Annotated in this window: 24 protein-coding genes; 2 read left to right on the plus strand and 22 right to left on the minus strand. The window is 61.3% G+C overall.

Annotated elements, in window-relative coordinates:
• Positions 1-82: 82 nt before the first annotated feature.
• The 4 genes from RWJ89_RS09035 to RWJ89_RS09050 all read right to left on the minus strand — a co-directional run bounded on the left by RWJ89_RS09035 (position 83) and on the right by RWJ89_RS09050 (position 3,798).
• Positions 83-403, minus strand: coding sequence for an FtsB family cell division protein (locus tag RWJ89_RS09035; protein WP_017988232.1), 321 nt, complete (start codon positions 401-403; stop codon positions 83-85).
• A gap of 137 nt (positions 404-540) precedes the next feature.
• Positions 541-1,815 carry a phosphopyruvate hydratase gene (gene eno / locus RWJ89_RS09040; protein WP_020049787.1) on the minus strand — a complete coding sequence of 425 codons (1,275 nt, stop codon included), beginning with the start codon at positions 1,813-1,815 and terminating at the stop codon, positions 541-543.
• 244 nt (positions 1,816-2,059) lie between these two features.
• On the minus strand, positions 2,060-2,905 hold the full coding sequence (gene kdsA, locus RWJ89_RS09045; RefSeq protein ID WP_168281824.1) for a 3-deoxy-8-phosphooctulonate synthase: 846 nt from the start codon (positions 2,903-2,905) through the stop codon (positions 2,060-2,062).
• Positions 2,902-3,798: a VOC family protein gene (locus RWJ89_RS09050; RefSeq protein WP_168281822.1), complete on the minus strand. Its 897-nt coding sequence runs from the start codon at positions 3,796-3,798 to the stop codon at positions 2,902-2,904. Before RWJ89_RS09050 ends, kdsA begins: the two co-directional genes overlap by 4 nt.
• 198 nt (positions 3,799-3,996) lie before the next feature.
• On the opposite strand from RWJ89_RS09050, the gene lexA reads away from it, so the two are divergent.
• Positions 3,997-4,716, plus strand: a complete 720-nt coding sequence (gene lexA / locus RWJ89_RS09055) for a transcriptional repressor LexA (RefSeq protein ID WP_168281820.1) — start codon at positions 3,997-3,999, stop codon at positions 4,714-4,716.
• On the opposite strand, the gene RWJ89_RS09060 is transcribed toward lexA, so the two are convergent.
• Positions 4,697-7,129, minus strand: a complete 2,433-nt coding sequence (locus RWJ89_RS09060; protein ID WP_316030863.1) for a ComEC/Rec2 family competence protein — start codon at positions 7,127-7,129, stop codon at positions 4,697-4,699. The genes lexA and RWJ89_RS09060 overlap by 20 nt on opposite strands.
• Positions 7,130-7,419: 290 nt before the next feature.
• On the opposite strand from RWJ89_RS09060, the gene gltA reads away from it, so the two are divergent.
• The gene (gltA, locus tag RWJ89_RS09065; protein ID WP_003539304.1) at positions 7,420-8,709 is read left to right on the plus strand and encodes a citrate synthase; all 1,290 of its coding nucleotides are present in this window, start codon (positions 7,420-7,422) and stop codon (positions 8,707-8,709) included.
• A 31-nt stretch (positions 8,710-8,740) separates the two neighbouring features.
• Here the strand turns inward: gltA and lpxB are convergent, their stop codons facing one another.
• The 17 genes from lpxB to RWJ89_RS09150 form a co-directional block, all read right to left on the minus strand.
• Positions 8,741-9,919 carry a lipid-A-disaccharide synthase gene (gene lpxB / locus RWJ89_RS09070; protein WP_316028515.1) on the minus strand — a complete coding sequence of 393 codons (1,179 nt, stop codon included), beginning with the start codon at positions 9,917-9,919 and terminating at the stop codon, positions 8,741-8,743.
• On the minus strand, positions 9,916-10,797 hold the full coding sequence (locus RWJ89_RS09075; RefSeq protein ID WP_316028514.1) for an LpxI family protein: 882 nt from the start codon (positions 10,795-10,797) through the stop codon (positions 9,916-9,918). Before RWJ89_RS09075 ends, lpxB begins: the two co-directional genes overlap by 4 nt.
• Positions 10,798-10,800: 3 nt before the next feature.
• Complete coding sequence (gene lpxA / locus RWJ89_RS09080; protein WP_222415422.1) at positions 10,801-11,619, minus strand: acyl-ACP--UDP-N-acetylglucosamine O-acyltransferase; 819 nt, start codon at positions 11,617-11,619, stop codon at positions 10,801-10,803.
• Positions 11,616-12,083, minus strand: coding sequence for a 3-hydroxyacyl-ACP dehydratase FabZ (gene fabZ, locus RWJ89_RS09085; protein WP_003539296.1), 468 nt, complete (start codon positions 12,081-12,083; stop codon positions 11,616-11,618). The genes lpxA and fabZ overlap by 4 nt, the downstream gene beginning before the upstream one ends.
• Positions 12,076-13,140, minus strand: coding sequence for a UDP-3-O-(3-hydroxymyristoyl)glucosamine N-acyltransferase (lpxD, locus tag RWJ89_RS09090; protein WP_316028513.1), 1,065 nt, complete (start codon positions 13,138-13,140; stop codon positions 12,076-12,078). The genes fabZ and lpxD overlap by 8 nt, the downstream gene beginning before the upstream one ends.
• Positions 13,141-13,190: 50 nt before the next feature.
• Positions 13,191-15,524: an outer membrane protein assembly factor BamA gene (gene bamA, locus RWJ89_RS09095; RefSeq protein ID WP_168328432.1), complete on the minus strand. Its 2,334-nt coding sequence runs from the start codon at positions 15,522-15,524 to the stop codon at positions 13,191-13,193.
• 198 nt (positions 15,525-15,722) lie between these two features.
• Positions 15,723-16,856, minus strand: coding sequence for an RIP metalloprotease RseP (gene rseP, locus RWJ89_RS09100; RefSeq protein ID WP_003539293.1), 1,134 nt, complete (start codon positions 16,854-16,856; stop codon positions 15,723-15,725).
• A gap of 28 nt (positions 16,857-16,884) precedes the next feature.
• Complete coding sequence (locus RWJ89_RS09105; RefSeq protein WP_020049777.1) at positions 16,885-17,715, minus strand: phosphatidate cytidylyltransferase; 831 nt, start codon at positions 17,713-17,715, stop codon at positions 16,885-16,887.
• On the minus strand, positions 17,715-18,458 hold the full coding sequence (locus tag RWJ89_RS09110; protein ID WP_020049776.1) for an isoprenyl transferase: 744 nt from the start codon (positions 18,456-18,458) through the stop codon (positions 17,715-17,717). Before RWJ89_RS09110 ends, RWJ89_RS09105 begins: the two co-directional genes overlap by 1 nt.
• Before the next feature lie 37 nt (positions 18,459-18,495).
• A complete protein-coding gene (frr, locus tag RWJ89_RS09115) occupies positions 18,496-19,056 on the minus strand; it encodes a ribosome recycling factor (protein WP_018241888.1) in 561 nt (186 codons plus the stop codon).
• A 166-nt stretch (positions 19,057-19,222) separates the two neighbouring features.
• Positions 19,223-19,945: a UMP kinase gene (gene pyrH, locus RWJ89_RS09120; RefSeq protein ID WP_003539289.1), complete on the minus strand. Its 723-nt coding sequence runs from the start codon at positions 19,943-19,945 to the stop codon at positions 19,223-19,225.
• A gap of 96 nt (positions 19,946-20,041) precedes the next feature.
• The gene (gene tsf, locus RWJ89_RS09125; RefSeq protein ID WP_020049775.1) at positions 20,042-20,968 is read right to left on the minus strand and encodes a translation elongation factor Ts; all 927 of its coding nucleotides are present in this window, start codon (positions 20,966-20,968) and stop codon (positions 20,042-20,044) included.
• A gap of 241 nt (positions 20,969-21,209) precedes the next feature.
• Positions 21,210-21,977, minus strand: a complete 768-nt coding sequence (gene rpsB, locus RWJ89_RS09130) for a 30S ribosomal protein S2 (protein ID WP_003539287.1) — start codon at positions 21,975-21,977, stop codon at positions 21,210-21,212.
• A gap of 181 nt (positions 21,978-22,158) precedes the next feature.
• Complete coding sequence (locus RWJ89_RS09135; RefSeq protein ID WP_168281815.1) at positions 22,159-23,265, minus strand: substrate-binding domain-containing protein; 1,107 nt, start codon at positions 23,263-23,265, stop codon at positions 22,159-22,161.
• The gene (locus RWJ89_RS09140) at positions 23,265-23,882 is read right to left on the minus strand and encodes a 5-bromo-4-chloroindolyl phosphate hydrolysis family protein (RefSeq protein ID WP_168281813.1); all 618 of its coding nucleotides are present in this window, start codon (positions 23,880-23,882) and stop codon (positions 23,265-23,267) included. Before RWJ89_RS09140 ends, RWJ89_RS09135 begins: the two co-directional genes overlap by 1 nt.
• 7 nt (positions 23,883-23,889) lie before the next feature.
• A complete protein-coding gene (locus RWJ89_RS09145) occupies positions 23,890-25,455 on the minus strand; it encodes a substrate-binding domain-containing protein (protein ID WP_316030894.1) in 1,566 nt (521 codons plus the stop codon).
• 14 nt (positions 25,456-25,469) lie between these two features.
• Positions 25,470-26,546, minus strand: a complete 1,077-nt coding sequence (locus RWJ89_RS09150; protein ID WP_131663937.1) for a toxic anion resistance protein — start codon at positions 26,544-26,546, stop codon at positions 25,470-25,472.
• Between the last annotated feature and the right edge of the window lie 174 nt (positions 26,547-26,720).

Consider the following 26,720-nt stretch of genomic DNA (forward strand, 5'->3'; position numbering starts at 1 on the left):
CAGCAATGCCATAAATGCATGGCTCGTATTCGACGCTAAATTATTGGAAAAGCAGTGAAAATTACAATTAACCTGCTTCCGGTTAATTGGAATAATGGTTGAATACGACGATCTCGTCCGCACGCGACATGTTAAGCTGATAACGCGCTTTTTCGTCCAACATGTCCTTGTCGAGCGAGCCGTCACTCAAGAGCGCGACCTGGTTTTCCAGATGTTCGCGCTTCGCCTTCAAGACCGCAAGCTCTTTTTCACGGGCGACACGCTGACGCTCGAACGTCTCCGTCGCGCGCAGGCCGTAATCGCCATGAATGCAATGATAACCGAAATAGGAGAGGAAGGCGACCGTCATGGCCGGAATGACGAAACGACCGATCTTTCTCTTCTTATGATGCTTTGTCCACATACACGCATGCTCTTGAACGCATTACCAATTCGTTCAATCTAGCGCGCAGAGATTAACCGTTCGTTGACTCTAAAAAATGGGCAAGAAAAAACCCGCGCCGGGAAGACGCGGGTCGAGCCGTTGAAAATCAGATCCGATCAGCCGCGAATGATCGAGCGGCCGGCATACTGGGCCTGGGGGCCGAGGCCTTCTTCGATGCGGATCAGCTGGTTGTACTTGGCAAGACGGTCGGAGCGCGACAGCGAGCCGGTCTTGATCTGGCCGCAGTTGGTGGCGACCGCGAGATCGGCGATGGTCGAATCTTCGGTCTCGCCGGAGCGGTGGGACATGACGGCAGTATAGGCCGCCTTGTGCGCCGTGTTGACAGCATCGAGCGTTTCCGTCAGCGAGCCGATCTGGTTGACCTTGACGAGGATCGAGTTGGCAACGCCCATGCGGATGCCGTCGCGAAGACGGGCGGAGTTGGTGACGAAGAGATCGTCGCCGACGAGCTGGGTCTTCTTGCCGGTCAGGTCGGTCAGCGTCTTCCAGCCGTCCCAGTCGTCTTCGGCCATGCCGTCCTCGATCGAGATGATCGGATAGTTGGCGGCGAGTTCGGCCAGATATTCGGCCATGGCGCCCGATTCCAGCGTGCGGCCTTCACCTTCGAGAACGTATTTGCCGTCCTTGAAGAATTCGGTCGAGGCGCAGTCGAGGCCGAGGCACATGTCATCGCCAGGCTTGTAGCCGGCTTTCTCGATCGACTTCATGATGAAGTCGAGGGCCTCAGGCGCGCTCTTCAGGCCGGGTGCGAAACCGCCTTCATCGCCGACATTGGTGTTGTGGCCCTGGCTAGCAAGTTCCTTGCGTAGCGTATGGAAGACTTCCGAACCCATGCGTACGGCTTCGGCGATCGAATCGGCGCCGACCGGCAGGATCATGAATTCCTGGAAATCGATCGGATTGTCGGCATGGGCACCACCATTGATGATATTCATCATCGGCACCGGCAGCAGGCTGGCGGAGGCGCCGCCGACATAACGATAGAGCGGCAGGCCGGACGCCTGGGCAGCAGCCTTGGCGACGGCGAGCGACACGCCGAGGATGGCGTTGGCGCCGAGGCGCGACTTGTTCGGCGTGCCGTCCAGCTCGATCATGATGTTGTCGATCTGGATCTGGTTTTCGGCGTCGATGCCGCCGATCGCGTCGAAGATCTCGGTGTTGGCGGCTTCGACCGCCTTTTCGACGCCCTTGCCCAGATAGCGCTTGCCGCCGTCACGCAGTTCGACCGCCTCATGCGCGCCCGTCGAGGCGCCTGAGGGAACGGCCGCGCGGCCCATGCTGCCATCTTCGAGATAGACATCGACTTCGACGGTGGGGTTGCCACGGCTATCGAGAATCTCGCGGGCGATGATATCGGTGATTGCAGTCATGGGTTCTTCCTGCTCGGTGGATGATAAGTCGGTTCGAAACCTGTCTTAGTCGAAGGCGTGCAAATTACAATGCTGCAGTTTCCAGCCTTCGAACCGCGTTTGGATCTCGCCTAAAGCGCGTCGCGATCTTTCAGATTCGCTTGCCACGCTTTAGGTCTTTGGCTTTCCGCATGTCGTTGTCGCAAAACCGCTGCACACTTTTGCGCGACATGCCTATAGCACGATCATGTCAGGCTGTTGAACGTCAAGCCTTGGCGACCGCATCGAAGGCGAGCAGCTTTTCAAGCAGCCGCGGCATGTCCTTGAGATAGACCATGTTCGGGCCGTCGGAAGGTGCGTTATCGGGGTCCTGATGGGTTTCGACGAAGACACCGGCAATACCGGCAGCCACTGCGGCGCGCGCCAGCGTTTCCACGAATTCCCGCTGACCGCCGGAGGATTCGCCCTGCCCGCCCGGCTGCGCCACGGAATGGGTCGCATCGAAGATAACGGGTGCACCCATCGCCGCCATGATCGGTAGCGAACGCATGTCGGAGACCAGCGTATTGTAACCGAATGAGGCGCCGCGCTCGCACAGCAGCACGTTCGGATTGCCGCTGGCATTGAGCTTCTTCAGAACGTTCTTCATATCCCAGGGGGCGAGGAACTGGCCTTTCTTGACATTGACGACGCGGCCGGTCTTGGCGGCGGCGATGAGAAGGTCGGTCTGGCGGCAGAGGAAGGCCGGGATCTGAAGGACATCGACCACCCTTGCCACCTCCGCGCATTGCTCGGCAGTATGAACGTCGGTCAGGACGGGAAAGCCGAATTCCTTCTTGAGGTCGGCAAAGACTTCCATGCCCTTTTCGATCCCGATACCGCGTTCGGCCGAGAGCGAGGTGCGGTTCGCCTTGTCGAAGGAGCTCTTGTAGACGAGGCCGATGCCTAGCTTTCCGCAAAGCTCTTTCAGCGTGCCGGCAACCATGAAGGCGTGGTCGCGGCTCTCCATCTGGCAGGGACCGGCAATCAGCGATAGACGGCCGGTATTGGAAAAGGTGACCTGGCCTTGGCCTTCGCCGATCCTGACTTCGGAATTCGTATCAGTGCTCATCGTGTTTCCTCGAAGGCGAAGAGCGTGCCCTGCCCGGGCGCGGGCTTCACCAGAATGCGATTGTTCTTGCGCGTGTATGTCACCCCGTTAGCAGCCAAATGCGCTTCTGTCACGGCAAGATCGGCGACAGCAAAGAGGATTGCCCGGCCGCGCAGGCCGCGATCTGCGGATGAGACGGCGACGTCGAAATATGCCTCCAGCCCTTCCGGCGTCATCAGGCTGATTTTCGCATTCGATGCCGCAATATCGACGCCGAAACCGGTTTTCTCGACTGCCGATTGCGCCACGGCAAGGCTGACGAAGGCAGCGAAGGCGGCCGGCTCTGGCGTGCAAAGCGCGATCTCAACTATGCCGGTGACGCCATTGGCATGCGTCTCCAGCGCCGCGCGGTCGGCCGGTAGCGGATTGACGCGCTCGACGGTGAAAAACAGGAGATCAGGCGCGCGCAGGTCGCCGGCGAAAGCCAGCTTAAAGCCGGCAATCGTCTCGGAACCGTCCGGCATCGTCATCGGCCGGGTGAACTGCAGCATCTCGCCAGCGCTCGATCCGTTGCCGACGAAATCCTGATGATCGATGCCGGCATCCTTGCTGCCGAAAGCCAGCCCCGAGAGCCCCTCCTCGCCACAGCGGAAACGGAAGGCCTGGTTGCGGGCAGTGAAGACATTACCTTGGCGCGCAGATGCGTTGCTCTCCTCGACGTTCGCAATCCCGAGCGGCTCCAGATAGGTCTTGTCGGCAAAAAAGACGCAGGCATTCTCCGTTCCGAAGGGATGGCACGCATCGGCGGCAACGGTGAAGCCGAGCTTGCCGAGCCTCTCGCGCGCCAGATCGATGTTGACGACCGGCAGCACGACATGATCCAGCGGGTGCGGTTTGGCGGAATGCGCGTTCATGATATCCCTCCTGGAAACGGCAAGAGATGTGCGATGGCGCGTCCCTCAATGCAAGACTTCTGTGCCAATCCGGCGAATGAAAATAAAAATCTCAACGAGTTGGCGCCAAGTTTTACGGAAATTTAGCTACTTGCGGAACACATATGGAACATATAGTGTCTGTTCTGGATTTGTTTCAATCACGAGGTCACAACGTCGATGCTCACGCGCAAACAACAGGAGCTTCTCCTTTTCATTCATGAGCGCATGAAGGAATCCGGCGTTCCGCCATCTTTCGACGAAATGAAGGATGCCCTGGACCTCGCCTCCAAGTCCGGGATTCATCGCTTGATTACTGCGCTTGAGGAGCGAGGCTTCATTCGCCGCCTACCGAACCGCGCCCGCGCGATCGAGGTCATCAAGCTTCCGGAGGCCTACAGCCCCAGCATTCAGCCCCGGCGCGGCTTTTCGCCGAGCGTCATCGAGGGTAGCCTTGGCAAACTGCAGCCGGTCGCCACTCCTGCTCCCGCAAAACCCGTCGCCGACAACGGCAACTCGGTCTCGGTGCCGGTCATGGGCCGAATCGCTGCCGGTGTGCCGATCTCGGCGATCCAGAACAACACCCATGACATCGTCGTTCCGGCCGACATGCTCGGTTCCGGTGAACATTATGCGCTGGAGGTCAAGGGCGATTCGATGATCGACGCCGGCATCTTCGATGGCGACACCGTGATCATCCGCAACGGCAGCACCGCAAGTCCCGGCGACATCGTCGTTGCTCTGGTCGACGACGAAGAAGCGACACTCAAGCGCTTCCGCCGCAAGGGCGCCTCGATCGCGCTGGAAGCGGCCAACCCGGCTTACGAGACCCGGATTTTCGGGCCGGACCGCGTCAAGGTTCAGGGCAAGCTCGTCGGTCTCATTCGCCGCTATCACTGACATTGGCCAGGCCGGATTCGGTAAAACTGTTGCTGCGCCAGTCATAGGCGCGATGGCGCATCCATGGCCGCGACAATGAATCGAAGGCGGTTGCCACCTCCGGGCCGGCGTCCGTGAAGCGCAACTCGACGGATCCGGTCCTGCGCAGCGTCTCGCCGGTGAAGAGCGTTGCACCTGAGCGGCAGTTGTTGAAGCGAAGGCGCACGGACGTCACGACGATATCGGCCGCGTCGCATGCCGGGCCGAGATAGGCGGCATTGTCGATGACGGTTACCACCTGACCATTGCCAAGCCTTGATGTGCACCAGGCCTTCTTGACGCAGGAAAAGCGGTTTGCGTCACCGGCCGCTGCGGCCGTCCGCATCGCGGTCCTTGCTTCGTTCTGCTGATCGCGGGAAAGCCTGACGCGGCGGTCTTCTCCCTCAGGCGGGATAGCAGGACCATTCAGCATCTTCGGCGGATTATGCCCCGGCAGGACCAGCGCTCTCTGCCACTGGTCGAAGATGAAGTCCGGCGGTCTTTCACGGTTGGAAGCCATTGCCGCCGCCGCGACGACCGCGACGAGACTGCCATCCTCCGAAATCACCAGATCCGGCGGACGGGGACCCGGCAGAAGCAGCAGGATGAGCGTTGCGACCGCGATAATCGATGTGCCGACATGGCGCAACCGGGTGCGGAGCAGCGTCAGCAGCAGAAAGCCTGCCACGGCGACGGCGAAATACCAGGCGGGCAAGCGGCCCACGTCGATATTGCCACCCCAGCCGGACACCGTCTTTGCAACCGCGATCACCAAATCGAGGCCGAATCCGACGATCTTCCAAGCCCAAACATCCAGACCGAAAGGCATGAGCAGCATCGCCAGCAGACCTGCCGGCATGATGATGAAGGAGATGATCGGCATTGTCGCGAGGTTTGCCGGCAGGCCGTAGGCGGTCAGGCGATGAAAATGCTCGATCGAAAACAGCGCGGTTGAAAAACCGCCGATCAGCGAGGTCAGGAAGACGCCGCCGAAGAAACCGGCAACCGTAACGAACGGCCTGATGATCGGCAGCTTCAGGAAGGCGTTTTCTCGGACGCGCCGGTCCTTCCACAGCTGATAGCCCGAGACCAGCGCCAATGTCGCGGCAAAGGACATCTGGAAGCTCGGTCCCAAGACCTCGGACGGCGAAATGGCAATGATGACGAGAGCGGAGAGCGCGACATTGCGCAGGCTGATCGACGGCCGGTCGAAGAAGACCGCAATCAACATGATGGCCATCATGATGAAGGCGCGTTCGGCAGAGACCGCAAAGCCGGAGATCAGGAAATAGGCGGTGACGGCGATGAGCGCGCCGGCGGCAGCGATCTTCTTCGTCGGGTAGGCCTCAGCGATGCCGGGGAAGAGGCTGAGCAGCATCCGGAAGCCGACGAAGAAGATGCCGGCCGACAGCGCCATGTTGAGACCGGAGATGGCGATGATATGAGCCAGACCGGACTGGCGCAGCGCCTCCGTCGTCGCATCCGAAATGGCGCGCCGCTCGTCCGTCACCAGAGCAGCGGCAAAAGCACCGGTGTCGCCGGGCAGGATCGACCTTATGCGGTCGCCGATGCCGCTGCGCAGCCGGTAGAGACCTTCGAGCAGCGCTTCCGCTGTCGATCTTGCAGCCTGGGGACCTGCCTGCGCATCGACCTTCGTCGGTGCACCGTAGAAGAAACCGTTGGCGCCGATGCCGTCGAAATAGGCACTGAAGGAGAAGTCGTTGAGCTCGGGAAGCGCTGGGCCCGCCGGCGGCGTCAGCCGCGCCCTGCCGGTGATGATATCGCCGATCTCGAAGGCCGCGTCCGCGCCGCGGGCGATCGCGGTGATACGTTCCGGCGGCCGCTTCACCTGTGGCGCCTCGGTGCCGGTGACGGCAAGAATGTAGCGCCACCGCCCGCGACCGTCGCCTTCGCGCCGCTCGACGCGGCCGGTCACCGTCGTCGTCACGGCGGAATCGAGGATCACGGTGGAAGCCCGCCGGCTCTCGAACTGCGCCGTGACCATGCCGCAGGCCACGAGCGAAAGCGCCAGCAGCGTTGCCCGCACCGCGGCCCGGCTGCGGCTGGCAATGAGAACCGCCAAGGTCAGCGCCAACAGGCAGAGCAGCGATGCAATGAGAGGAAAATCCGATGCCGCGAGAAACCAAACGGCTGACCCGGCGCCGAGGAAGACCGGCGAGAACAGCAGCAGGCGGCCATGGTCCGCCTCCTCGCCCAGCATGCGCATGCCGGCACGCAGCAATTGCGAGGTTGCGGCCGGCAGCCGGTGGCGCAATGGTGTCGCCGACTGCGTCCGTGTCGGTCGCGTCACCACGACAGGTGGTGAAAAACTGGAGGAGTCGGCAAGGCCTTCGCCTGCTTCCGGCCGCAATTCGACTGTCGTCAACTCCTGCATGAACCGCCCAAGCCCGGCTGCGAAGGCGGCCAGAATGCAACCTCAAATCAAATCCGGCAAGAATAATCGATTGAAATATGAGGGAAAATCGCGAGCGCCAAAAGACCAGTCGAATCATCGGCTTCCGATATGCGTGCGGCTCATCGCTGCAGTGCCTAAAAGGTGATACCGCAATGCACAAAATGCCATCACGGTAACTTGGCATTAGCTTCGCGATCATATAGCTATCGGTGAGGACGCTTAACCCCTATGGCGCTTTTATGGCGCCACCGCCATTTCGGAGGATCAGCATGACGGATCAAAGCGCTACAATAAAAATCGGTGACAAGTCTGTCGACCTTGCTGTCAAAAGCGGCACGATCGGCCCGAGCGTCATCGATATCGGTGCCCTCTACAAGAACACGGCTTCCTTCACCTACGATCCGGGTTTTACCTCGACCGCATCCTGTGAATCGAAAATCACCTACATCGACGGCGACGAAGGTGTCCTGCTGCATCGCGGCTATCCGATCGAGCAGCTCGCCGAGCACGGCGACTTCCTCGAAGTCTGCTACCTCCTGCTTTACGGCGAACTGCCGACCACCGTGCAGAAGAAGGATTTCGATTACCGCGTCACGCACCACACCATGGTGCACGAGCAGATGAGCCGCTTCTTCACTGGCTTCCGCCGCGATGCGCATCCGATGGCCGTTATGTGCGGCTGCGTCGGCGCGCTGTCGGCCTTCTATCACGACTCCACCGACATCACCGATCCGCACCAGCGCATGGTCGCCAGCCTGCGCATGATCGCCAAGATGCCGACGCTTGCCGCCATGGCCTACAAATACCATATCGGCCAGCCCTTCGTTTATCCGAAGAACGACCTCGACTATGCCTCGAACTTCCTGCGCATGTGCTTTGCCGTGCCTTGCGAGGAATATGTAGTCAATCCGGTGCTTGCCCGCGCCATGGACCGCATCTTCATCCTGCATGCCGATCATGAACAGAACGCCTCGACCTCGACCGTCCGTCTCGCCGGTTCGTCGGGCGCCAACCCGTTCGCCTGCATCGCCGCCGGCATTGCCTGCCTCTGGGGCCCCGCTCACGGCGGCGCCAATGAAGCAGCGCTCAACATGCTGAACGAAATCGGCACGGTCGACCGCATTCCGGAATACGTCGCCCGCGCCAAGGACAAGAACGATCCGTTCCGCCTGATGGGCTTCGGTCACCGCGTCTACAAGAACTATGATCCGCGCGCCAAGATCATGCAGAAGACGACGCATGAGGTGCTCGGCGAACTCGGCATCAAGGACGATCCGTTGCTCGAAGTGGCGATGGAGCTGGAGCGCATCGCGCTTACCGACGAATATTTCATCGAGAAGAAGCTCTATCCGAACATCGACTTCTATTCCGGCATCACGCTGAAGGCGCTGGGCTTCCCCACGACCATGTTCACCGTGCTCTTCGCGCTCGCCCGCACCGTCGGCTGGATCGCGCAGTGGAACGAGATGATCGAGGATCCGGAACAGCGCATCGGCCGTCCGCGCCAGCTCTATGTCGGCGAACCGAAGCGCGATTACATCCCGGTTTCGAAGCGCTGATCGCTTTAAAAGAACCCAAAAGAAAACCCGGTCAGAAACGACCGGGTTTTTTCTTTTTCAAGACGTCGAGAAGGATCTCGGCGGCGTGCTCGCCGGGCGGCGTTTCGGTCTGCATGCGTTGCCAGACGAGATCGTAACCCTCGGTCATCGCCTTCAGTTCGAACGTGTCGGCCGACAGCCGCTCCATCCAGCGCGCCAGGCTGGCGCCGCGGACGATCTCGTTCAGATATTCCGGCACGATGGCATAATCGGCGATGATATTGGGCAATGCGCCCGTCCACACCTTGATGCGCGGGGCGAGCAGGCGGATGATCCAATCCGTCTTGTAGACGGACACCGTCGGCACGCCCGCAAGGGCGAGTTCGAGGATCACCGTGCCGGAGGCTGCCATCGCCGCATCCGCTTCGGCAAAGGCCTTCCATTTCTGCGCCGGCCCGACCGCCACCTCCGGCGGCGTGGCCCAGCCGGCGGCGAGCCCCTTCACCAGCGCTTCGTTGTGCGGCACGGTCGGCAGCAGGAATCGCATCGGGCCGTTGCGGGCGACGAGTTCCTTTGCCGCGTCCTCGAAGAACGGCAGGAGCTTGGCGATTTCGGAGGATCTTGACCCCGGAAGCATCAGGATTGTCTTGCCCGCCTGCCCGACAGGTGCGCGCCCGACGCGCAGCCGCCGCGCTTCGAGCAGCGCCGGATCGGCGATCAGGCGATGGCCGACATAGGTGGTCTCGGGCCCGCCGAGTTCGCGCATTGTTGCCGGCTCGAAGGGCAGGACGGCGAGCACATGATCGACATAGGCGAGCATGCGCACAGCGCGATATTCCTTCCAGGCCCAGACGCTCGGACAGACGTAATTGACAACAGGCAGATCGGGCAGCGCGGTGCGGACACGCTTGGCGACGCGATGGGTGAAATCCGGGCTGTCGATGATGAGAAGAATATCAGGCCTTGCGGCGATGATCGCAGCCGTCGTCTGGCGGATCAGGGTATAGAGCTTCGGCAGCCGGCTCAGCACCTGGGTGATGCCCATGATCGACAGCTCGGAGAAATCGAACAGGGATTTCAAGCCTTCGGCCTGGAGCCCCTCGCCGCCGACGCCGACGAGTTCCACCGGTCCGCTATGGATCTGCTTCAGGGCGGCGATAAGATCGGCACCAAGCAGATCACCTGACACCTCGCCGGCAATAACGGCGATCTTCAGCGGCGCCCCGTTCATTCGAGCCCCCATGCCGGCAGGCCGCGATCGATGCCGCAGACGAAAAGCCCGGCCTCATCGGCGGCTTTGATGACGGCGGCGCGATCGAGCACCAGCGAGCGGCCGGCCTCGACGGCGACGCCGGCAAGGCCGGCTTTCCTCGCGTTCAGGACCGTGGAAACGCCGATCGCCGGCAAGTCGGCGCGAATATCCTGCTGCGGCTTGCAGAGCTTGACCAGCGCGCCGCGGCGGCGTGGCGAGATGCGTCCGGCGGCTCGGAGACTCGCGACACGCTCCAGCATCTCGTCCGTGCCCTCAAGACCCTCCAGCGCGACGATACGCCCGCCGATGGCGACGGCGCCCTGCCCGACATCGAGCCGGCCGAGCATTTCGGCGGCTTCCGCCGCGCGGTTGATATCGCGCCGGTCTTCTTCGCCCGGTATCGCCGTGCCGAGCGGGCCGACGGCGGCAAGAAGGTCGGGGGCGATCTCATGGGCACCGACGACACGCCGGCCGTTTCCCTCGATAAGCCGGATCACCATCTGCAGCACCGTATCGTCGCCGCCGGACAGCAAGGTGCGGATCGCGGCCGGCATCTTCATGAGAGTGCGCAGCGTCGGCCGCACCTCGCGCCATTCCGGCCGGCGCCGCACGCTGCCGGACATAACGACACGGCCGATGCCGTAGCGGTTCAAGAGGCCCTCGAGAGCTGCAAAATCGCCGATGCCGATGACGGCATGGTCATACCCTTCCCAACGCCGATCGCTTTCGTCTTTCAGCGCGACGATGACGGGATTTTCGCCCGCCGCGCGCGCAGCTTCGGCGACATAGGAAGGCAGAAAGCCGCCGCCGGCGATGATCGCCAGCCGGCCCGCAGCGATGTCGCCGGAAAAAGTCACGGACTAGCCCTTCTGCCCCCGGGTCGGCGAGGACAAGGCGCGGTCGCTGTCGGCGGCGATGAAATCGAGGATGTGGACCGCCTGCTCGCAATCGGCATATTCTTCGCGGATGGCGGCGGCGTTTTCGCGGACGGAGCCTGTTCCTTCGAAGATCGACTTGTAGGCGCGGCGCACCCTGTGAATGACGGCGCGGTCGACGCCGGCGCGCGTCATGCCGACGACGTTGAGGCCGCTCAGCAGCCCGGGATTGCCGTTCAGCATGCCGTAGGGAATGACGTCGTAGCTCACTGCCGAGAGCCCGCCGACGAAGGCCTGGCGACCGACGCGGGTGAACTGGTGAACGGCCGAGCCGCCGCCCAGGATGACGCGATCTTCGATGACGACATGGCCGGCGAGCATGACGTTGTTCGACATGATCACGTGATTGCCGACCCTGCAGTCATGCGCGACATGGGAATTGGCAAGGAAGAGATTGTTGTCGCCGATGATCGTCTGGCCGCCGAAATCGGCCGTGCCGGTGTTCATGGTCACGCCTTCGCGGATCGTGCAGTTGGCGCCGACCGTCAGCGTCGTCTCCTCGCCGCCGTGATGCACGCTTTGCGGATCGCCGCCGACTACCGCCATCGGGAAGATACGCGTGCCCTTGCCGATCACGGTGCGGCCGGTGACGACCGCATGCGACAAAAGCTCGACATTCGCATGCAGGACGACGTGCGGCCCGACATGGCAGAAGGGACCGATCCTGACGCCCTCACCGATGGTCGCGCCGTCTTCGACGACAGCCATCGGATGAATGCGGGCGCTTTCGGCGATAGTGCTCATGCCTGATCCTTACGAACGATCATCGCGCCGATATCGGCTTCGGCGACAAGCGCGCCGTCAACCTTGGCATCGCAATGGAATTTCCAGATATTGCCGCGCTGCTTGTGCTTCCTGACATGGAATTCAACACGATCGCCGGGGACGACGGGCTTGCGGAAGCGCGCATTCTCGATGGTCATGAAATAGACGAGGTTGCCTGGCTGGCCATCCTTCTTGGCACAGATCGCACCCGCGGTCTGTGCCATGCCCTCGATCAAGAGAACGCCGGGCATGATCGGAGATTCCGGAAAATGACCGGTGAAATGCGGTTCGTTCACCGTGACGTTCTTGATGCCGATCGCCGTGTTGTCGCCGTCGATCTCGATGATCTTGTCGACCATCAGAAACGGGTAGCGATGCGGCAGCAGTTTCATGATCTCGATGATGTCAGCCGAAGAAAGCGTTGTCGTGGCTTCCTCAGTCATTTTGCTCGCCTCCAGGTTTCTTCCCGCGCAACTTCGTCTTGGACATCTGTTGCGCGACATCTCTCAGATAGTCATTCAGCGGGCGCGCAGGTGTGCCACCATATTGTCCGCCGGCGGCAAGATCGGTCATGATACCGCTTTTGGCGGCGATCTGCACGCCGTCGCCGATCGTCACATGCCCCTTGATGCCGACCTGGCCGCCGATCTGCACGCCATTGCCGATCTTCGCGCTGCCGGCGATGCCGACCTGCGCGACGATGGCGCAATGGCGGCCGATCTGAACGTTGTGGCCGATCTGTACCTGGTTGTCGATCTTGGTGCCTTCGCCGATCACCGTATCGTCCATGGCGCCTCGGTCGATCGTGGTGTTGGCGCCGATCTCGACATTATCCTGGATGATCACCCGGCCGATCTGGACGATCTTGATCATGCCGCGCGGACCCGGCGCATAACCGAAACCATCCTGGCCGATGCGGGCGCCGTTGTGGATGATGACGCCATTGCCGAGCAGCGCGCAGAGGATGCTCGCGCCGGCCGCAATCGAACAATCCCGGCCAATCTTGACATTCGGGCCGATGATGCTGTGCGCGCCGATGCGCGTCCCTTCGCCGATCTCGGCATGCGCCCCGATAACGGCCATCGGCTCGACGATCACGCCCTTTTCAAGCTTGGCGCTCGGATCGATCACCGCGCTTGGCGCGATCTCGCTATCACCGGAAAAGACGACCGGGCGCAATGCCGCGGGATAGAACAGGCCGCCCGCCATCGCGAAAGCCGCATGCGAATTGGACGACAGGATGACCGGGATGTGTGGGGGTACAAGATCGGCGAGCGCCTTGTCGCAGATCACCGCCGAGGCTTGGCATGTCGCCAGCTCATCGCGGCTGCGGCGCGACAGGATATAACAGACATCGCCTGCCCGTGCCCGGCTGATGGGGGCAACGGACCTGACGATAACATTGGCATAGTCGGAATTGACAAGTTCCGCCCCAAGAAACTCCGCCAGCTCAGCGAGCTTCAGACCTTCATGGGGCAGAAAGAAAACGTTTTGCTCCATCGGCAATGCTCCAGAACGGAATTGAGTCTTACAGTTCCGGACTGCCGATATCAGAATTGGTTGTTGATGCCAAACTTGAAGTTCTGCGTCTTGTCGAAGTCTTCCTTGAGGACCGGGATCGCGTAATCCAGACGCAATGCACCGAAGGGAGACTGCCAGACGACGCCGACACCGACGGAAGCGCGCAGCGAAGCGCTGGTGCCCTCGGCCTGGTCGGACCCGAGAAGCTCGACATCATTGCCAAACAGCGTGCCGGCATCGGCAAAGACTGCGCCGCGCAGATTGAAGTCACGCGGGAAGCCCGGCATTGGGAAGGTCGCTTCAGCAGACGCCGTGAAATAGGTCGTGCCACCGAGCGGGTCATCGTGGTCCCCGGTGATGCGCGGGCCGATACCCTTGTTCTCGAAACCGCGAATATCGCCGTTGGTCAGCGTGAACTGGTCGAAGACGTTCAGATCGTCGCCCAAGGGAACGACATAGCCAGCCGAAGCGGAGAGCGAGCCGATGATATCGGCATCGTCGGCGAGCAAGTGGTAATAACGGGCCTTACCGTAGATCTTGTAGAACTGCGAGTCGCCGCCGAGGCCGGCAATTTCATGCGTCGCCGTCGCATAAATGCCTTCGCGCGGCAGGACCGTATCGTCGAGCGTGTTGTAGGTCAGCGTCTGCGAGACGGAAGACTTCGTCCACGGGCTCTCGTCGACCAGATTGGCGTAGGTGGCCGAAAGATCACCGGTATCGCCGTCATACTTCATCTGCTTGTAGTTATAACGGAAGGTCGTCGCGAGATCTTCGGTGATCGGCGCCGTGACGCGCAGAACGACGCTGGTTTCCTCGTAGTCGTAGTCGTCGTTGCTCGACGTTTCGCTGCGGTTGACATCGAAGCCTGCCGCCAGACGGTAGCCGAGGAAATAGGGTTCGGTAAAGCTGACGCCGTAGGCGCGCGAGCCTTCCTGGCCGCCACCGGCCGAGATGCGGATGTACTGACCACGGCCGAGGAAGTTCTTTTCCTCGATCGAGGCTTCGAGCAGCAGACCGTCGCCGCCGGCGGCATAACCCGCTCCGACACCGAACGAACCGGTCGACTGATCCTGCACGTCGACGATCACTACGACGCGGTCCGGCGAACTGCCCGGCTGGGTAGAGATATTGACGGAGGAGAAGTAACCGAGCGCTTCGAGGCGACGCTTGGCCTTGGTGATCATCTGCTGGTTGAAGGCGTCGCCTTCGCTCATGTCGAATTCGCGGCGGATGACGTAGTCGCGCGTGCGGCTGTTGCCGCGGATCTCGATGCGCTCGACATAGGCGCGCTCGCCCTGGTCGACCAGATATTCGACACCGATCGTGTTGTTGTTGAGGTCGCGGTTACCGCGCGGCGTGACACGCGCAAAAGGATAACCGGCAGACGCCACCTGATCGGAGATCGCCTCGATCGACTTCTGCACTTCCTTGGCGTTGTAGACCTGGCCTTCGCGGGTGCGCACCAGCGGCTGCAGCTGCTCTGAGCCGACGCCTTCGACGGTCGACTGGACGGTCACCGGTCCGAAGTCGTAGCGCTGGCCTTCCTCGATGTTGAAGGTGAGCGTGTATTTGTTGGTCGCGTCGTCGAAGGTGGCATCGGAAGAGACGATGCGCATGTCGGCATAGCCGCGATTGTAATAGAACTGGCGCAGCGCTTCTTCGTCGGCGTGGAGCTTGTCTTCGTTGTAGACGTCCTTGCGGGTCAGGAACGACAGGAAGTTCGAACGCTTGGTGGCGATGACGGCAGCCAGGCGGCCGGCGCTGTAGGCATTGTTGCCGACGAAGTTGATCGAATCGATCTTGGTGCGGTCACCCTCGTTGATGACGAAGGCAAGGTTGACGCGGCCTTCGCCGAGCGGCACCACCTGCGTCGTGACTTCGACCTCGCTGCGGCCGGTGGCAGCATAAGCTTCCTTGATCGACTGGATGTCGGCCTGGATCTGGGTGTCGCTATAGGGGCCTGCAGCGTGGGTCTGGACGATCGTCGCGAGCTTGTCGTCCTTGATCTTGCGGTTGCCGTTGAAGACGACCTGATTGACCAGCTGGGCTTCCTGAACATTGACGACCAGCGTGCTGCCGGAGACCGAGATCTTGACGTCGGAGAAATAACCCGTCCCGTAGAGCTGCTTGACCGAGGCATCGATATCGCTGTTCGAAAAACTCTTTCCAGGAGCGATGGTGAGGTTTGACCGGACGGCTTCCGCGCCGACACGGCTTGCGCCGCGCACATCGATGCGCTGGATGACCGCGGCCTCAGCGGCCGTAGCGGAAACGAACGTCACAGCACCTGCGCCCGAAGCAACAACACCAGCAGACAGCGCAACCGCCGATACTGCGTTCAAAAACTTTGAACCAGCCTTCATTTCACCTATTACCTTTGTTTCCCTCGTCCCCGGCCCCAGGAAAACCCGATTCCGGTCACGTGTGTCGTTTTACCCGCTTTTGACATACAAGCAAGGCAGGTCGTTAATTTCTGTTTACTTCATTTACAAGCGTGACCCATTCGCCACTACAGCCTTGAAACATCGTAAATAAATAGTAATTAGCCTCGCCTTGCTCGTTTACCCTCTCAACGAGCCAATGTCGTTCCAGGTCGTGAAAACCATCAATGTCAGTATCATCGCCAGGCCGATGCGAAATGCAATTTCCTGGGCCGAAGAGCCGAGCGGTTTCCCCCTCACCGCTTCCACCGCATAGAACATCAGGTGGCCGCCATCAAGTACCGGAACCGGCATCAGGTTAAGCAATCCTATCGAAACAGAAAGCACCGCCGCCAGCTGCAACACTGCGCCTATTCCAAGCGACGCCATCTGGCCCGAAGCTTGCGCCACGCGGATCGGCCCGCCCAATTGATCGGCGCGCATCGTTCCGCTGAAGATGTTGCCGATATATTTGAAGGTGCCGGTGACAATGTCGCGGGTCTCGATCACAGCCTCGCGCAGCGACTGCAGCGGCGTATAGGTCTTCAGGCGGAAGTTCCCGGCCTCCCGGCTGGTGACGATGCCGATCTGGCCGAGCTCGACCTTGTTGCCGAACTGGTCGGTCTGGTCTACGCGCTGCGGCACCATCGGCACATCGAGTTTCTGGCCGGCGCGCTCGATCGTCACGACGATCTTCTGGCTCGGGCGGATGCCGACATAGCGGCGCACGTCGTCGAAGGTCTCGACCTTGCCGCCGTCGATGGCGACCAGCAGATCGCCTGGAAGGATGCCGGCGGCAGCGGCTGCGCCGTCGGGCTTGACCTCGGCAACGACAGGATCGGCGATCGTGCGGCCATAGACCGAGAAAAGAATGGTGAAGATGGCGATTGCCAGCAGAAAATTGGCGATTGGGCCAGCCGCGACTGTTGCAGCACGTTTCCACAGCTTGGCGCCGGCAAAGGAGCGCGCTCTGTCCTCCTCGGACATGGCGGCGATCTTGTCGGTGTCGGGCTTGCTCGAGGCATCTTCGTCGCCGAAGAACCGGACGTAGCCGCCAAGCGGGATCACCGAGATCTTCCAGCGCGTTCCGTGGCGGTCGGTGAATCCGAAGATCTCCGGACCGAAACCGACGGAAAAGGCAAGGATGCGAATGCCGCTCCAGCGCCCGACGAGGTAATGGCCCATCTCATGCACGAAGACGAGCAGTGACAGCACGAGGATGAAGGTAACGATGTTCCCCATCAGAAATGCGTATATGCCGCTCATCGTTTCCATGAGTCCTTTCCGTCAGACTGCCGTGTTGTCAGAGCCCGAACAATGCCGCGCCAAGCGACGTCATTCCGGTCCCCTTTATCAGGGAAAAAACCCCAGCAAGCAAGAACGCCGAAAAACAGGCGAAAATCAGTCCGTCGACACGGTCCATGACGCCGCCATGGCCCGGAATGAGACGGCTCGAATCCTTAACGCCGAATTTTCGCTTGATGAACGATTCGAAAAGATCGCCCGACTGGCTGCAAACCGAGAGAACGAACGCCACGCCGGCGGCGATGATTTCAGCGCCCGGAATGAGAAAATGGATGAGAACGACGCCGGCTGCGACCGCCGAAATGGCGCCGCCGATTGCACCCGACCAGGTCTTTCCGGGCGAGATCGAAGGGGCAAGCTTCGGTCCGCCAAGCGCCCTGCCGACGAAATAGGCAAGGATATCGGTTGCCCAGACGACCGCAAAGACGAAGAGCATGGCGTAAAGGCCAAGCCGGTCATCGCCTCTGATAGCGGCAAGCGCCAGGCCGGTGGCGCCCGCATAAAACAGGCCCACTGGCAACCAGCGGCTCGTGCCCTGCAGGATGATCAGGGCGATGCCGACGGCGGTGACGCCGGCCAGCATGCCGGCGGCGAATTCGAAATTGCCGACAAGCACCAGGAAGGCAATCGCCGCCTCGCCGATCCAGCCGACGGCATTGGCGACCCAATCCCGCGCGATGCCTGTCATTTTCGACCATTCATAATAGATCAGCAGGCCGATCACGACCGCCAGGATACGGAAGGCAAGGCCGCCATACCAGGTGGCGGCAAGAACGATGGCCGCGAGAATCAGTCCTGAAACGATACGGAGCTTCAATTCCTGCTGCATCAGGTACCGACCGCGGCCGCCTGCGACGACAGGCCGCCGAAGCGCCGGTCACGAGAGGCGAATGTCTCCAGCGCCGAGCGGAAGATCTCGGGGCTGAAATCCGGCCAATATTCCGGAAGAAAGATGAATTCCGAATAGGCGGCCTGCCAGAGAAGGAAATTGGAAAGCCGCTCTTCGCCGCTGGTGCGGATAATGAGATCCGGATCGGGAATGCCGGCCGTGTCGAGACGGGCGTTGATCAGCGCCGGTGTAATATCCTGTGCTCTCAGCCGGCCGGCCTCGACATCCCGGGCGAGACTGACGACGGCGCGGGCGATCTCGTCGCGCGAACCGTAGTTGAAGGCGATGACCAGCGTCAGTGACGTGTTGTCCTTGGTCGTCTCCTCCGCCTCCAGCAACAGGCTCAGAATGTCGCTGCGCAGGCTGTGGCGGTCGCCGATCACCTTGATCCGCACGTTCTGGCGATGGAGCTCGGCGAGGTCGCGCCGGATGAACGCCTTGAGCAAGCCGAGCAGATCGGAGACCTCGGCTTCGGGCCGGCGCCAGTTCTCCGAGGAGAAGGCAAAGAGGGTCAGATATTTTATGCCGGCCGCACCGGCGGCGCGGACTGTCTCGCGCACCGCCTCGACACCCTTGCGATGGCCCATCGTGCGCGGCAGGCCGCGCTGCTTGGCCCAACGGCCATTGCCGTCCATGATGATGGCAACATGCTCTGGCACAGTCACAAATACAGATTCCGACATTTCCCGTCCGGTCTTTCCAGGCAAAGGCACAGATCCACTAGACCTGCATGATTTCCTTTTCCTTCTCGCCAAGCAAGCGGTCGATTTCGGAAATCGTCTCGTCCGTCATCTTCTGTACACGTTCCGACTGCGCCCGGCTCTCGTCCTGGCCGATGACGCCGTCTTTTTCGGCTTTCTTAAGGCCGTCCATGCCGTCGCGGCGAACATGGCGAATCGCCACCTTGCTCTTTTCGGCATAGTCGTGCGCCACCTTGACGAGCGACTTGCGGCGCTCCTCGTTCAGCTCCGGCAGCGGAATGCGCAGGTTCTGGCCATCGACGATCGGGTTGAGGCCGAGATTGGATTCGCGAATGCCGCGCTCGACGGCGCTGACCATCGACTTGTCCCAGACGGAAACCGAAAGCATGCGCGGCTCGGGCACGGTGATGTTGGCAACCTGGTTCAGCGGCATGCGCGAACCATAGGCCTCGATCGTCACCGGGTCGAGGATGTTGGCCGAAGCACGGCCGGTGCGCAGCGATGCGATGTCGCTCTTGAATGCGGAAATCGCGCCGTCCATGCGGCGCTTCAGTTCCTTGATGTCGATACCTTCACTCATATGGATGCTCCCGTCTAGAGCATGATGCCGAAAAGTGTCAGCGGTTTTCGGGCGACATCATGCTCTAACTATTTAATGTAGAACATGATTCAGATTTTGGGCTCCACCGGGCCTAAAATCATCATGTTCTAGCGAGGGCTGCGCCGAAACCGCGGCGCAGCTTATATCAGTTGTCGGAGACGATGGTCTTGAGACCACCGCCCGTCAAGATTTCAGCAAAACCACCCTTCTCGTGGATCGAGAATACGATGATCGGAATGGAATTCTCCCTGGCGAGCGCTACGGCGGCAACGTCCATCACCGCAAGCCCCCTGTCCAGCACTTCCTGGTGCGTCAGCCGGTCGAGGCGGGTCGCATCGGGATATTTCTTCGGGTCGGCGGTATAGATGCCGTCCACCTGGGTGCCCTTGAAGATCGCTTCCGCACCCATTTCGGCGGCGCGGAGTGCTGCGGCGGAATCGGTGGTGAAAAAGGGGTTGCCGGTGCCGCCGGCAAAGATCACCACACGTCCCATCGACAGATGATAAAGGGTTGCGCGCTGCGAAAAGCTCTCGCAGATCTCGGGCATGGAGATGGCCGAAAGCACCACCGTATCGATGTTCAGCTTGCGCAGCGAGGTCGCCAGCGCCAGCGCGTTGATGATGGTGCCGAGCATGCCCATATGGTCGCCGGTCACCCGGTCGCCGCCCTTGGACGCTACCGCGACACCACGGAAGATATTGCCGCCACCGACGACGACGCCGACTTCCACGCCCATATGCCGTGCCTCGGCGATATCGGATGCAATGCGGTCCGCCACCGTCACATCGATCCCGAAACCCTGGCCACCCATGAGCGCTTCGCCGGAAGCCTTGAGTAGAACACGTTTATAGACAGGCTCTAAAGACATCTTGGCTCCTCGTAAATTGCCGTGAATGCCCGATACACGAAGGGCACCGCGTTGTCACGCGATGCCCTTCGTGTTTTCCCAATTATGGCTGGAAGATCAACCCTTGACGGCAGCAGCGACTTCGGCCGCGAAGTCGGTTTCTTCCTTCTCGACGCCTTCGCCGAGCAGCAGACGGGCCATGCCGGCAACCTCGATCGGCGCGCCGACGGCCTTTTCAGCTTCCTTGATGGCGGCTGCGACCGTCAGATCCGGATTGATGACGAAAGCCTGCGAGAGAAGGGCGACTTCCTCGAAGAACTTGCGCATGCGGCCTTCGACCATCTTTTCGATGATGTTGTCCGGCTTGCCGGAGGCGCGCGACTGTTCGATGAAGACGTTGCGCTCGCGCTCGGCGACGGCGGCATCGACTTCTTCCGGGCGGATCGCCAGCGGCGCGGTCGCGGCGATGTGCATGGCGACCTGGCGGCCGATGGCGTTCAGGGCTTCCTTGTCGCCGGTCGACTTCAGCGCAACGAGAACGCCGAGCTTGCCGAGGCCGTCGGAAACAGCATTGTGGATATAGGTGGCGACGACGCCGTCCTCGACCGAGAGAGCGACCGAACGGCGCAGGTTCATGTTCTCGCCGATCGTTGCGATCGCATCCTTGATCGTGTCGGACACGGACTTGCCGGATGCCGGGTAGTTAGCAGCGGCAACGGCATCGACGGTGCCGTCGGTCGAGACGGCAACCTTGGCGATACCGCGAACGAGTTCCTGGAAGGCATCGTTACGGGCGACGAAGTCGGTTTCGGAATTGACTTCGACGACGACGGCCTTGGTGCCCTGGCTCGAAACGCCAATGAGGCCTTCGGCAGCGGTGCGGCCGGACTTCTTGTCGGCCTTGGCGATGCCCTTGGCACGCAGCCAGTCGATCGCCGCTTCCATGTCGCCAGCGGTTTCAGCAAGAGCCTTCTTGCAGTCCATCATGCCTGCGCCGGTCTTTTCGCGCAGTTCCTTCACCATTGCAGCCGTAATCTCGCTCATTAGCTTCCTCTTGTCGGTTCATACGGTGGACCGCAAAGCGCGGCTCGGCACCGGATTGAGGCACGAAATGTACCTGTATGTATGACAGCGTGATGAAGACGCGTCATAACGAAACTTATCGGACGGAGAGCCTGACGCCCTCCCCTTGAAACGGGCAAGGCCGCCGAACTTCGATGAGTCGCGAGCGGCCTTTCCCAGTCTCTGCAAGCATTGGCGGACCTTTTCGATCCGCCCGCCTTCATCAGCCTTCGGCTGCTTCCTCGAGAGCCGGTTCGACCGGAACTTCGGAGGATGCGCCGAGATCGCGGCCGGAAGAGCCCTGCTGACGCGCGATGCCGTCGATGGCGGCGCGGGAGATCAGCTCGCAGTAAAGAGCGATCGCGCGCGATGCGTCGTCGTTACCCGGGATCGGATAGTCGATCAGGTCCGGATCGCAGTTCGAGTCGATGATGGCGACAACCGGGATGCCGAGGCGCTTGGCTTCGTCGATCGCGATTTTTTCCTTGTTGGTGTCGATGATGAACATCAGGTCGGGCGTGCCGCCCATATCGCGGATACCGCCAAGAGCCTTGTCGAGCTTTTCGCGCTCGCGCTCCAGGTTCAGGCGTTCCTTCTTGGTAAAGCCCTGGGCTTCGCCGTTCAGGATCTCGTCGAGCTTGCGCAGGCGCTGGATCGAATTGGAAATCGTCTTCCAGTTCGTCATCATGCCGCCGAGCCAGCGCGAGTTGACATAGTACTGGGCCGAGCGCTTGGCGCTGTCGGCAATGATCTCAGACGCCTGGCGCTTGGTGCCGACGAAGAGAACGCGGCCGCCGCGGGCAACGGTGTCGCTGACGACCTGAAGGGCGCGCGACAGCATCGGAACGGTCTGGGCCAGATCGATGATGTGAATGTTGTTGCGATCGCCGAAGATGTACGGCTTCATCTTCGGGTTCCAGCGATGCGTCTGGTGGCCGAAGTGGACGCCTGCTTCAAGCAGCTGACGCATAGAAAAATCAGGCAATGCCATGCCTTGTTACTCCTTTTCCGGTTGAACCTCCGCAAGGCGAACAGCACCCTCTTCGAGGATGCCACCGGGCGGAACAGTCCGGATTTCTCCCGGACGATCCCATGCCTTACGTGTGGAATGCCGGTGCCCATACATTCGATTTGGCGCAAAAGCAAGGCTTATGCCGAAAAAACCTGGCGGCTCAGCTTGCCAGTGTCGGCAGCAGCGACAGCATGACGCCTGCGTCGGGCATCGGCAGGATGGCATCGACCTCAGCTGGCAGCAGGGTGCCGATCGCGCCGTCGGCGTTGCCGGTGGCGGTCCCCAGCGGACCGCGGAAGCCGTGTCTCGTCCAGGCAAGCTCCTGGAGCTTCGGGCTCACCAGCGCTTCGATCAGTCGGTTGGCATTCTCATCGACGACGATCAGCGGATGCGCGGAATAGACGGTCGGGCGCGGATAGAGCACCACCGGCTTAGCGCCGGCGCCCGTCTTGATGCGCTCCCAGCGCTGGGGATCGGCGAGGATCCATTCGACCAGCTGATTTTCATAGCCGACAATCATCGGCTCGCCGCCGAGGCCGCCTGCGAGATACTGGTCGAAAAGTTTGCCTGAGGACGGCGACTTGAAGCCCATGTTGCGGAAGATCGCCTGCACCTTGCCGCCAAAGGTGGCGAGATCGCCGGATGTCGCGACATTGCCGCTGAACAGGCTGAGCACCAGGCCTGCGAACATGAAGCCGGAATTGGAGCGGTTGGGATCGGTCGAGACGATGCGGGCGCGGCCGTAGAGCGAATTGACGCCGAGCTTCGACCAGTCGGATCCGGCCAGGATCGCATCCAGCAAAGCCTTGAGGTCGAGCTGATGATGGCCTTCGTTCGTCACCGTCACCAATCCCGCTTTCATCAGTCCATCCACGACGGGCTGCCAGGAATAGACGACGATCGGCGTGTTCAGCACAACGCGGTCGTTACGGATAGAAATGCCGTTCTGCCGGGCGATATCGACCATGATTGAGGAGGACGGCCAGAGGAATTGCGGATGCTGCGACAGCAGCGCCTGTTCGCGGACCATTTCGACGGAGCCCGCGACGCGGCTGCCCACCGTCAATCCATATCCGCCAAGCGCCCTGATGACGTCGGGGTCGGCCAGGAAGGCTTCCTTCTCGCCGCCGACGAAGCCGAACAGCGTCGTGCGGCTGCCGAGCAGGCCCTGCAATTCCGGCCGATCCCGGACGGCGAAATAACCGCCGGTGCCGACGACGCCGGCTCCGAGCAGTCCCACTCCAAAGGCACGACGAGAAAGGGCCATCAGTGTCCAATATCCTCTTTGAGCGATGCCTGGATGAGGCGCAGATCGGTGTCGAGCGTGCCGAGTTCCTCATCGACCAGGCTGTCGGCATAATGGACGAAGGCCTCTTCGAGCTTGACCAGCACGCCGCGCACCTCCTCCAGCTGCTTGGGGTCGGGAACACGCTTGGCCTCGATGACGGCAAATCCCTCCGCCACCTCGGCAGCTCGCGGCAGATAATAGGAGAGGAACCGCCGCACGGCATTGGCACTCTCGGGCTTGGCTTCAACCTTGCGAAAGACATCGGCGACGATTTCGGCGAGATGCCGGACTGCGGCTGCCGTCTGACGATCGCTTATCGTGCCGGCGGCCGTCTCCAGCCTCTGCGCAAAGGGAACGGCGGCCTCCAGCAGGTCGCGGGCAAAGGCGACGCGTCCGCTGCCGATGCTCTTGGTATCGAGGCCTTCGAACAGCCGGCGCGGCGCGAGCAGGATGATGAGGCCGGCAAAGACCAGAAGGGCGATGATGGCGGCGATCCAGAAGGGCATGCCGGCGGCAAAGCTCAAGAGCGGCACGGTGATTGCCGCAGCCAGTCCCGCCACGATCCAGTTGCCATCATTGCCGAGCCAGTTGCGCATGCCTGTCCTAATTGTAGCCTCGCGCTGTGCGGAAGGCGGTGGCGAGATCCGAGCCGCCGTCGAACACGCGCGCCGAGGTCAGCTTGGCGAGGCTGTCGAGCTGGGTCTTGTCGGCATCGCCGAATGTGATGCCGAAGATCGGCACATGCGGCTCCATCGCCTTCCAATCTCTGGTGAAGGCCTGGCTTTGATCATCTGACTTGCCGTCGGTCATGATGACGATGGCAGGCAGATAAGTCGAGAGCCTGTCGGTTCGGATCTGCTGCAGAGCCCGTTCGGCGCAGGCATACATGTTCGTGCCGCCATTTGCCTTCTGCCGGGAAATCTCGTTCAGCAGCCCTTCCTGCTCCAGCGGATTTCCACTCGCCATGAACGTGTTGCGTACGCTGCCGTCGAAGGGAATGACGATGATCTGGTCGGCGGGCGACCATTGCACCAGCACTTTGCTCGCCTCGTCTGGCGTCAACAGGAAGCGCATCGCCTTCTGCAGCTGATCCTCGCCGTCACCTTGCATCGAACCGGAAAAATCGAGGCAGAGCGCGGTCAGGGACGGTTTGCGCAGCGCGGCCTGATAAAGGTTGAGCGCCTGGCGGATGACGCCCGCCTCCGGCATGCGGATTGCCGTCACCAGCCGGGCGGGATCGAAATTCCAGCTTGGCTCCGGTTTTGCGGCTACGCCGGTCAACGGAATGCGCCGGCCGGTATCGGCGATGCGCTGTTGCACCGGGGCGGAGCTCAGATAGGCGAGCAGATCGTTGAAGAAGGTCTGGACTTCGGGCCCACGGCCATGATCGACGAGACCGATCGGCGAATCCGCCATGGCCACACCATCAGCCGGATAGATCGCATAAAGCGGTTCCTGAGACAGGGCGGCGAGCTTGTCGTTGGTTTCCTTCAGCACCGCCTCGTAATTCCACATCGCGTCATAGATCGTACCCTTGCCGGCGGATTCGACATAGAGATCGGCAAGCCAGCCGGAAGAGCCGGAAGAGCGCACGACACCTGACAGCAATGACCGGACGCTCTCCTGGACGTGTCTGTCGTCGAGATCGCCGGGTTCGATCACCGGCTTGTTGCCAAGCGCGCTCGACAGCATGGCAAGATAGGCGCTGGCGCCCGAGTTGGATTGCGTCGCCGAGGTCATCAGGAACTTCAGCGATCCGCCCTCGACCGCAGCGAGAATGTCCTTCATGAAGACGTCCTTGCCGATCCAGCCGAGCTGCTCGGCCTTCGACTTGCGCACGCCCAGTACCACCGGCGTCTGGGCGATCGAGGTCAGGCTCTTGACGCGGCGCTTAGTGTCGAACATGTCGACCCAGACGCTGGAGGCCGGCCAGACCGCATCCTGCTCGACGCCCTGGTCACTCTGCAGCGCCAGGCCGATATCGAGCGTGCCTTCATATTTGAAGGTGCAGGTGGCGTTCTTCTGCTTGCAGAATTCTTCAACGATCGGCTGCAGAACGGTGTTCTCCGATCCCGATACGACCGAGAAATCCGGTCCCTGGCCAAAGGGATTGCAGCCGGCAAGAGGCAGAACGGCAAGACATGCCAGGCCTGAAAGCAGTGCTCGCATCGTCATCTTGCCGATCACGCCTGGGTCATCGCCTTCTTGAGTTCGATCGTCATCTGCTCCATTTGCTGTTCGGCAAGCGCCCGCTTCCGGCGCCCCTCCTCCTGAACCTGCAGCACGCCTGATATCGTATCGATCAGATCCCTGTTCGCCTTGGCGAGCGTGTCGATATCGACGATGCCGCGCTGCGACTGCTGCTCGATTGATATCGCCTGGTCTTTCATCATCTCGGATGCCTGGCGGATCATGTTGTTGGTGGCGTCGGTCACCGCCTTCTGCAGGTCGAGCGCCGATTTCTGCCGCGTCAGGCCGAGCAGGATCACCATCTTCTGCTTCCAGGCCGGCACCGTCAGCGCCGAAGTCGCCTGCAGATTCTCGATCAGCGTCTCATCGCCCGCCTGAACGATGCGGATCTGCGGCAATTGCTGGATGCCGAGCTGGCGTGCCTGCTGCAGGTAGAACACCCGCTTTTCCAGCCGGTCGAGCGCCTGCAGGCTGTCCTGATAGGTCTGTGCCTCCAGCATGCCGCCGCCGGGGCCGGTCGCTGCCGCCTCGGCTTGCGCCTTCAGCCTCGGCAGCTCGACGCTGCGAAAACGCTCGGCGAAAGTCTTGCCGGCCTGAACATAGGCCTCGAGCCGCATGATCGATTGCCTGGTTTCCTCATGCAGGTCGTCGAGCAGCGCAATGTCGCGCCTCAGCGTATCCTTATGGCGGTCGAGTTCCAGGCCGATCCGGTCGATCTGGCCGGCCACGTCTTCGAACTCCGCCTTGAAGCGTTCGAGCCGGGCCTTGGCCGAGAGAAACATACGGCTGAGGAAACCCTTATCCTTCAGCGATGCCGGATCGAGGCTTTTCGATTTGAGGATGATGTCGGTCAGCAGGCGGCCGACATCGCCGAGGTCCTTGTTGCGGACTTCGCGCAGGATCCTGTCGGCATAATCGCTGACCGCCTGCTGGGCACGGTCGCCATAGACCGAGATGCCGGCACGGTCGGTGATGTTGATGCTATCGGAAATGCGGGCAATTTCCGCCGGATCGGCGACAACAACCGGCAGGGCGGCATTCTGAACAGTCGCGAGATCGGTGTCGGCCATGGTTCGGGCTTTCAAGCTTGCGATGCGTAATGGCTACGCAGTCTAGCAGATAGACGTCATCGCAATGGCTTGGCCGCCAGGATCGCACCGACCCGAAAAGCAGGACGACAGACGGCGACTCAGTCATCGCTGATCGCCGAACCATAGTGAATTTTATGATACAGTTTTATGACA

The sequence above is a fragment of the Rhizobium sp. 10PS4 genome (assembly GCF_032464805.1).
GTDB classification, from domain to species: Bacteria; Pseudomonadota; Alphaproteobacteria; order Rhizobiales; family Rhizobiaceae; genus Rhizobium; species Rhizobium laguerreae.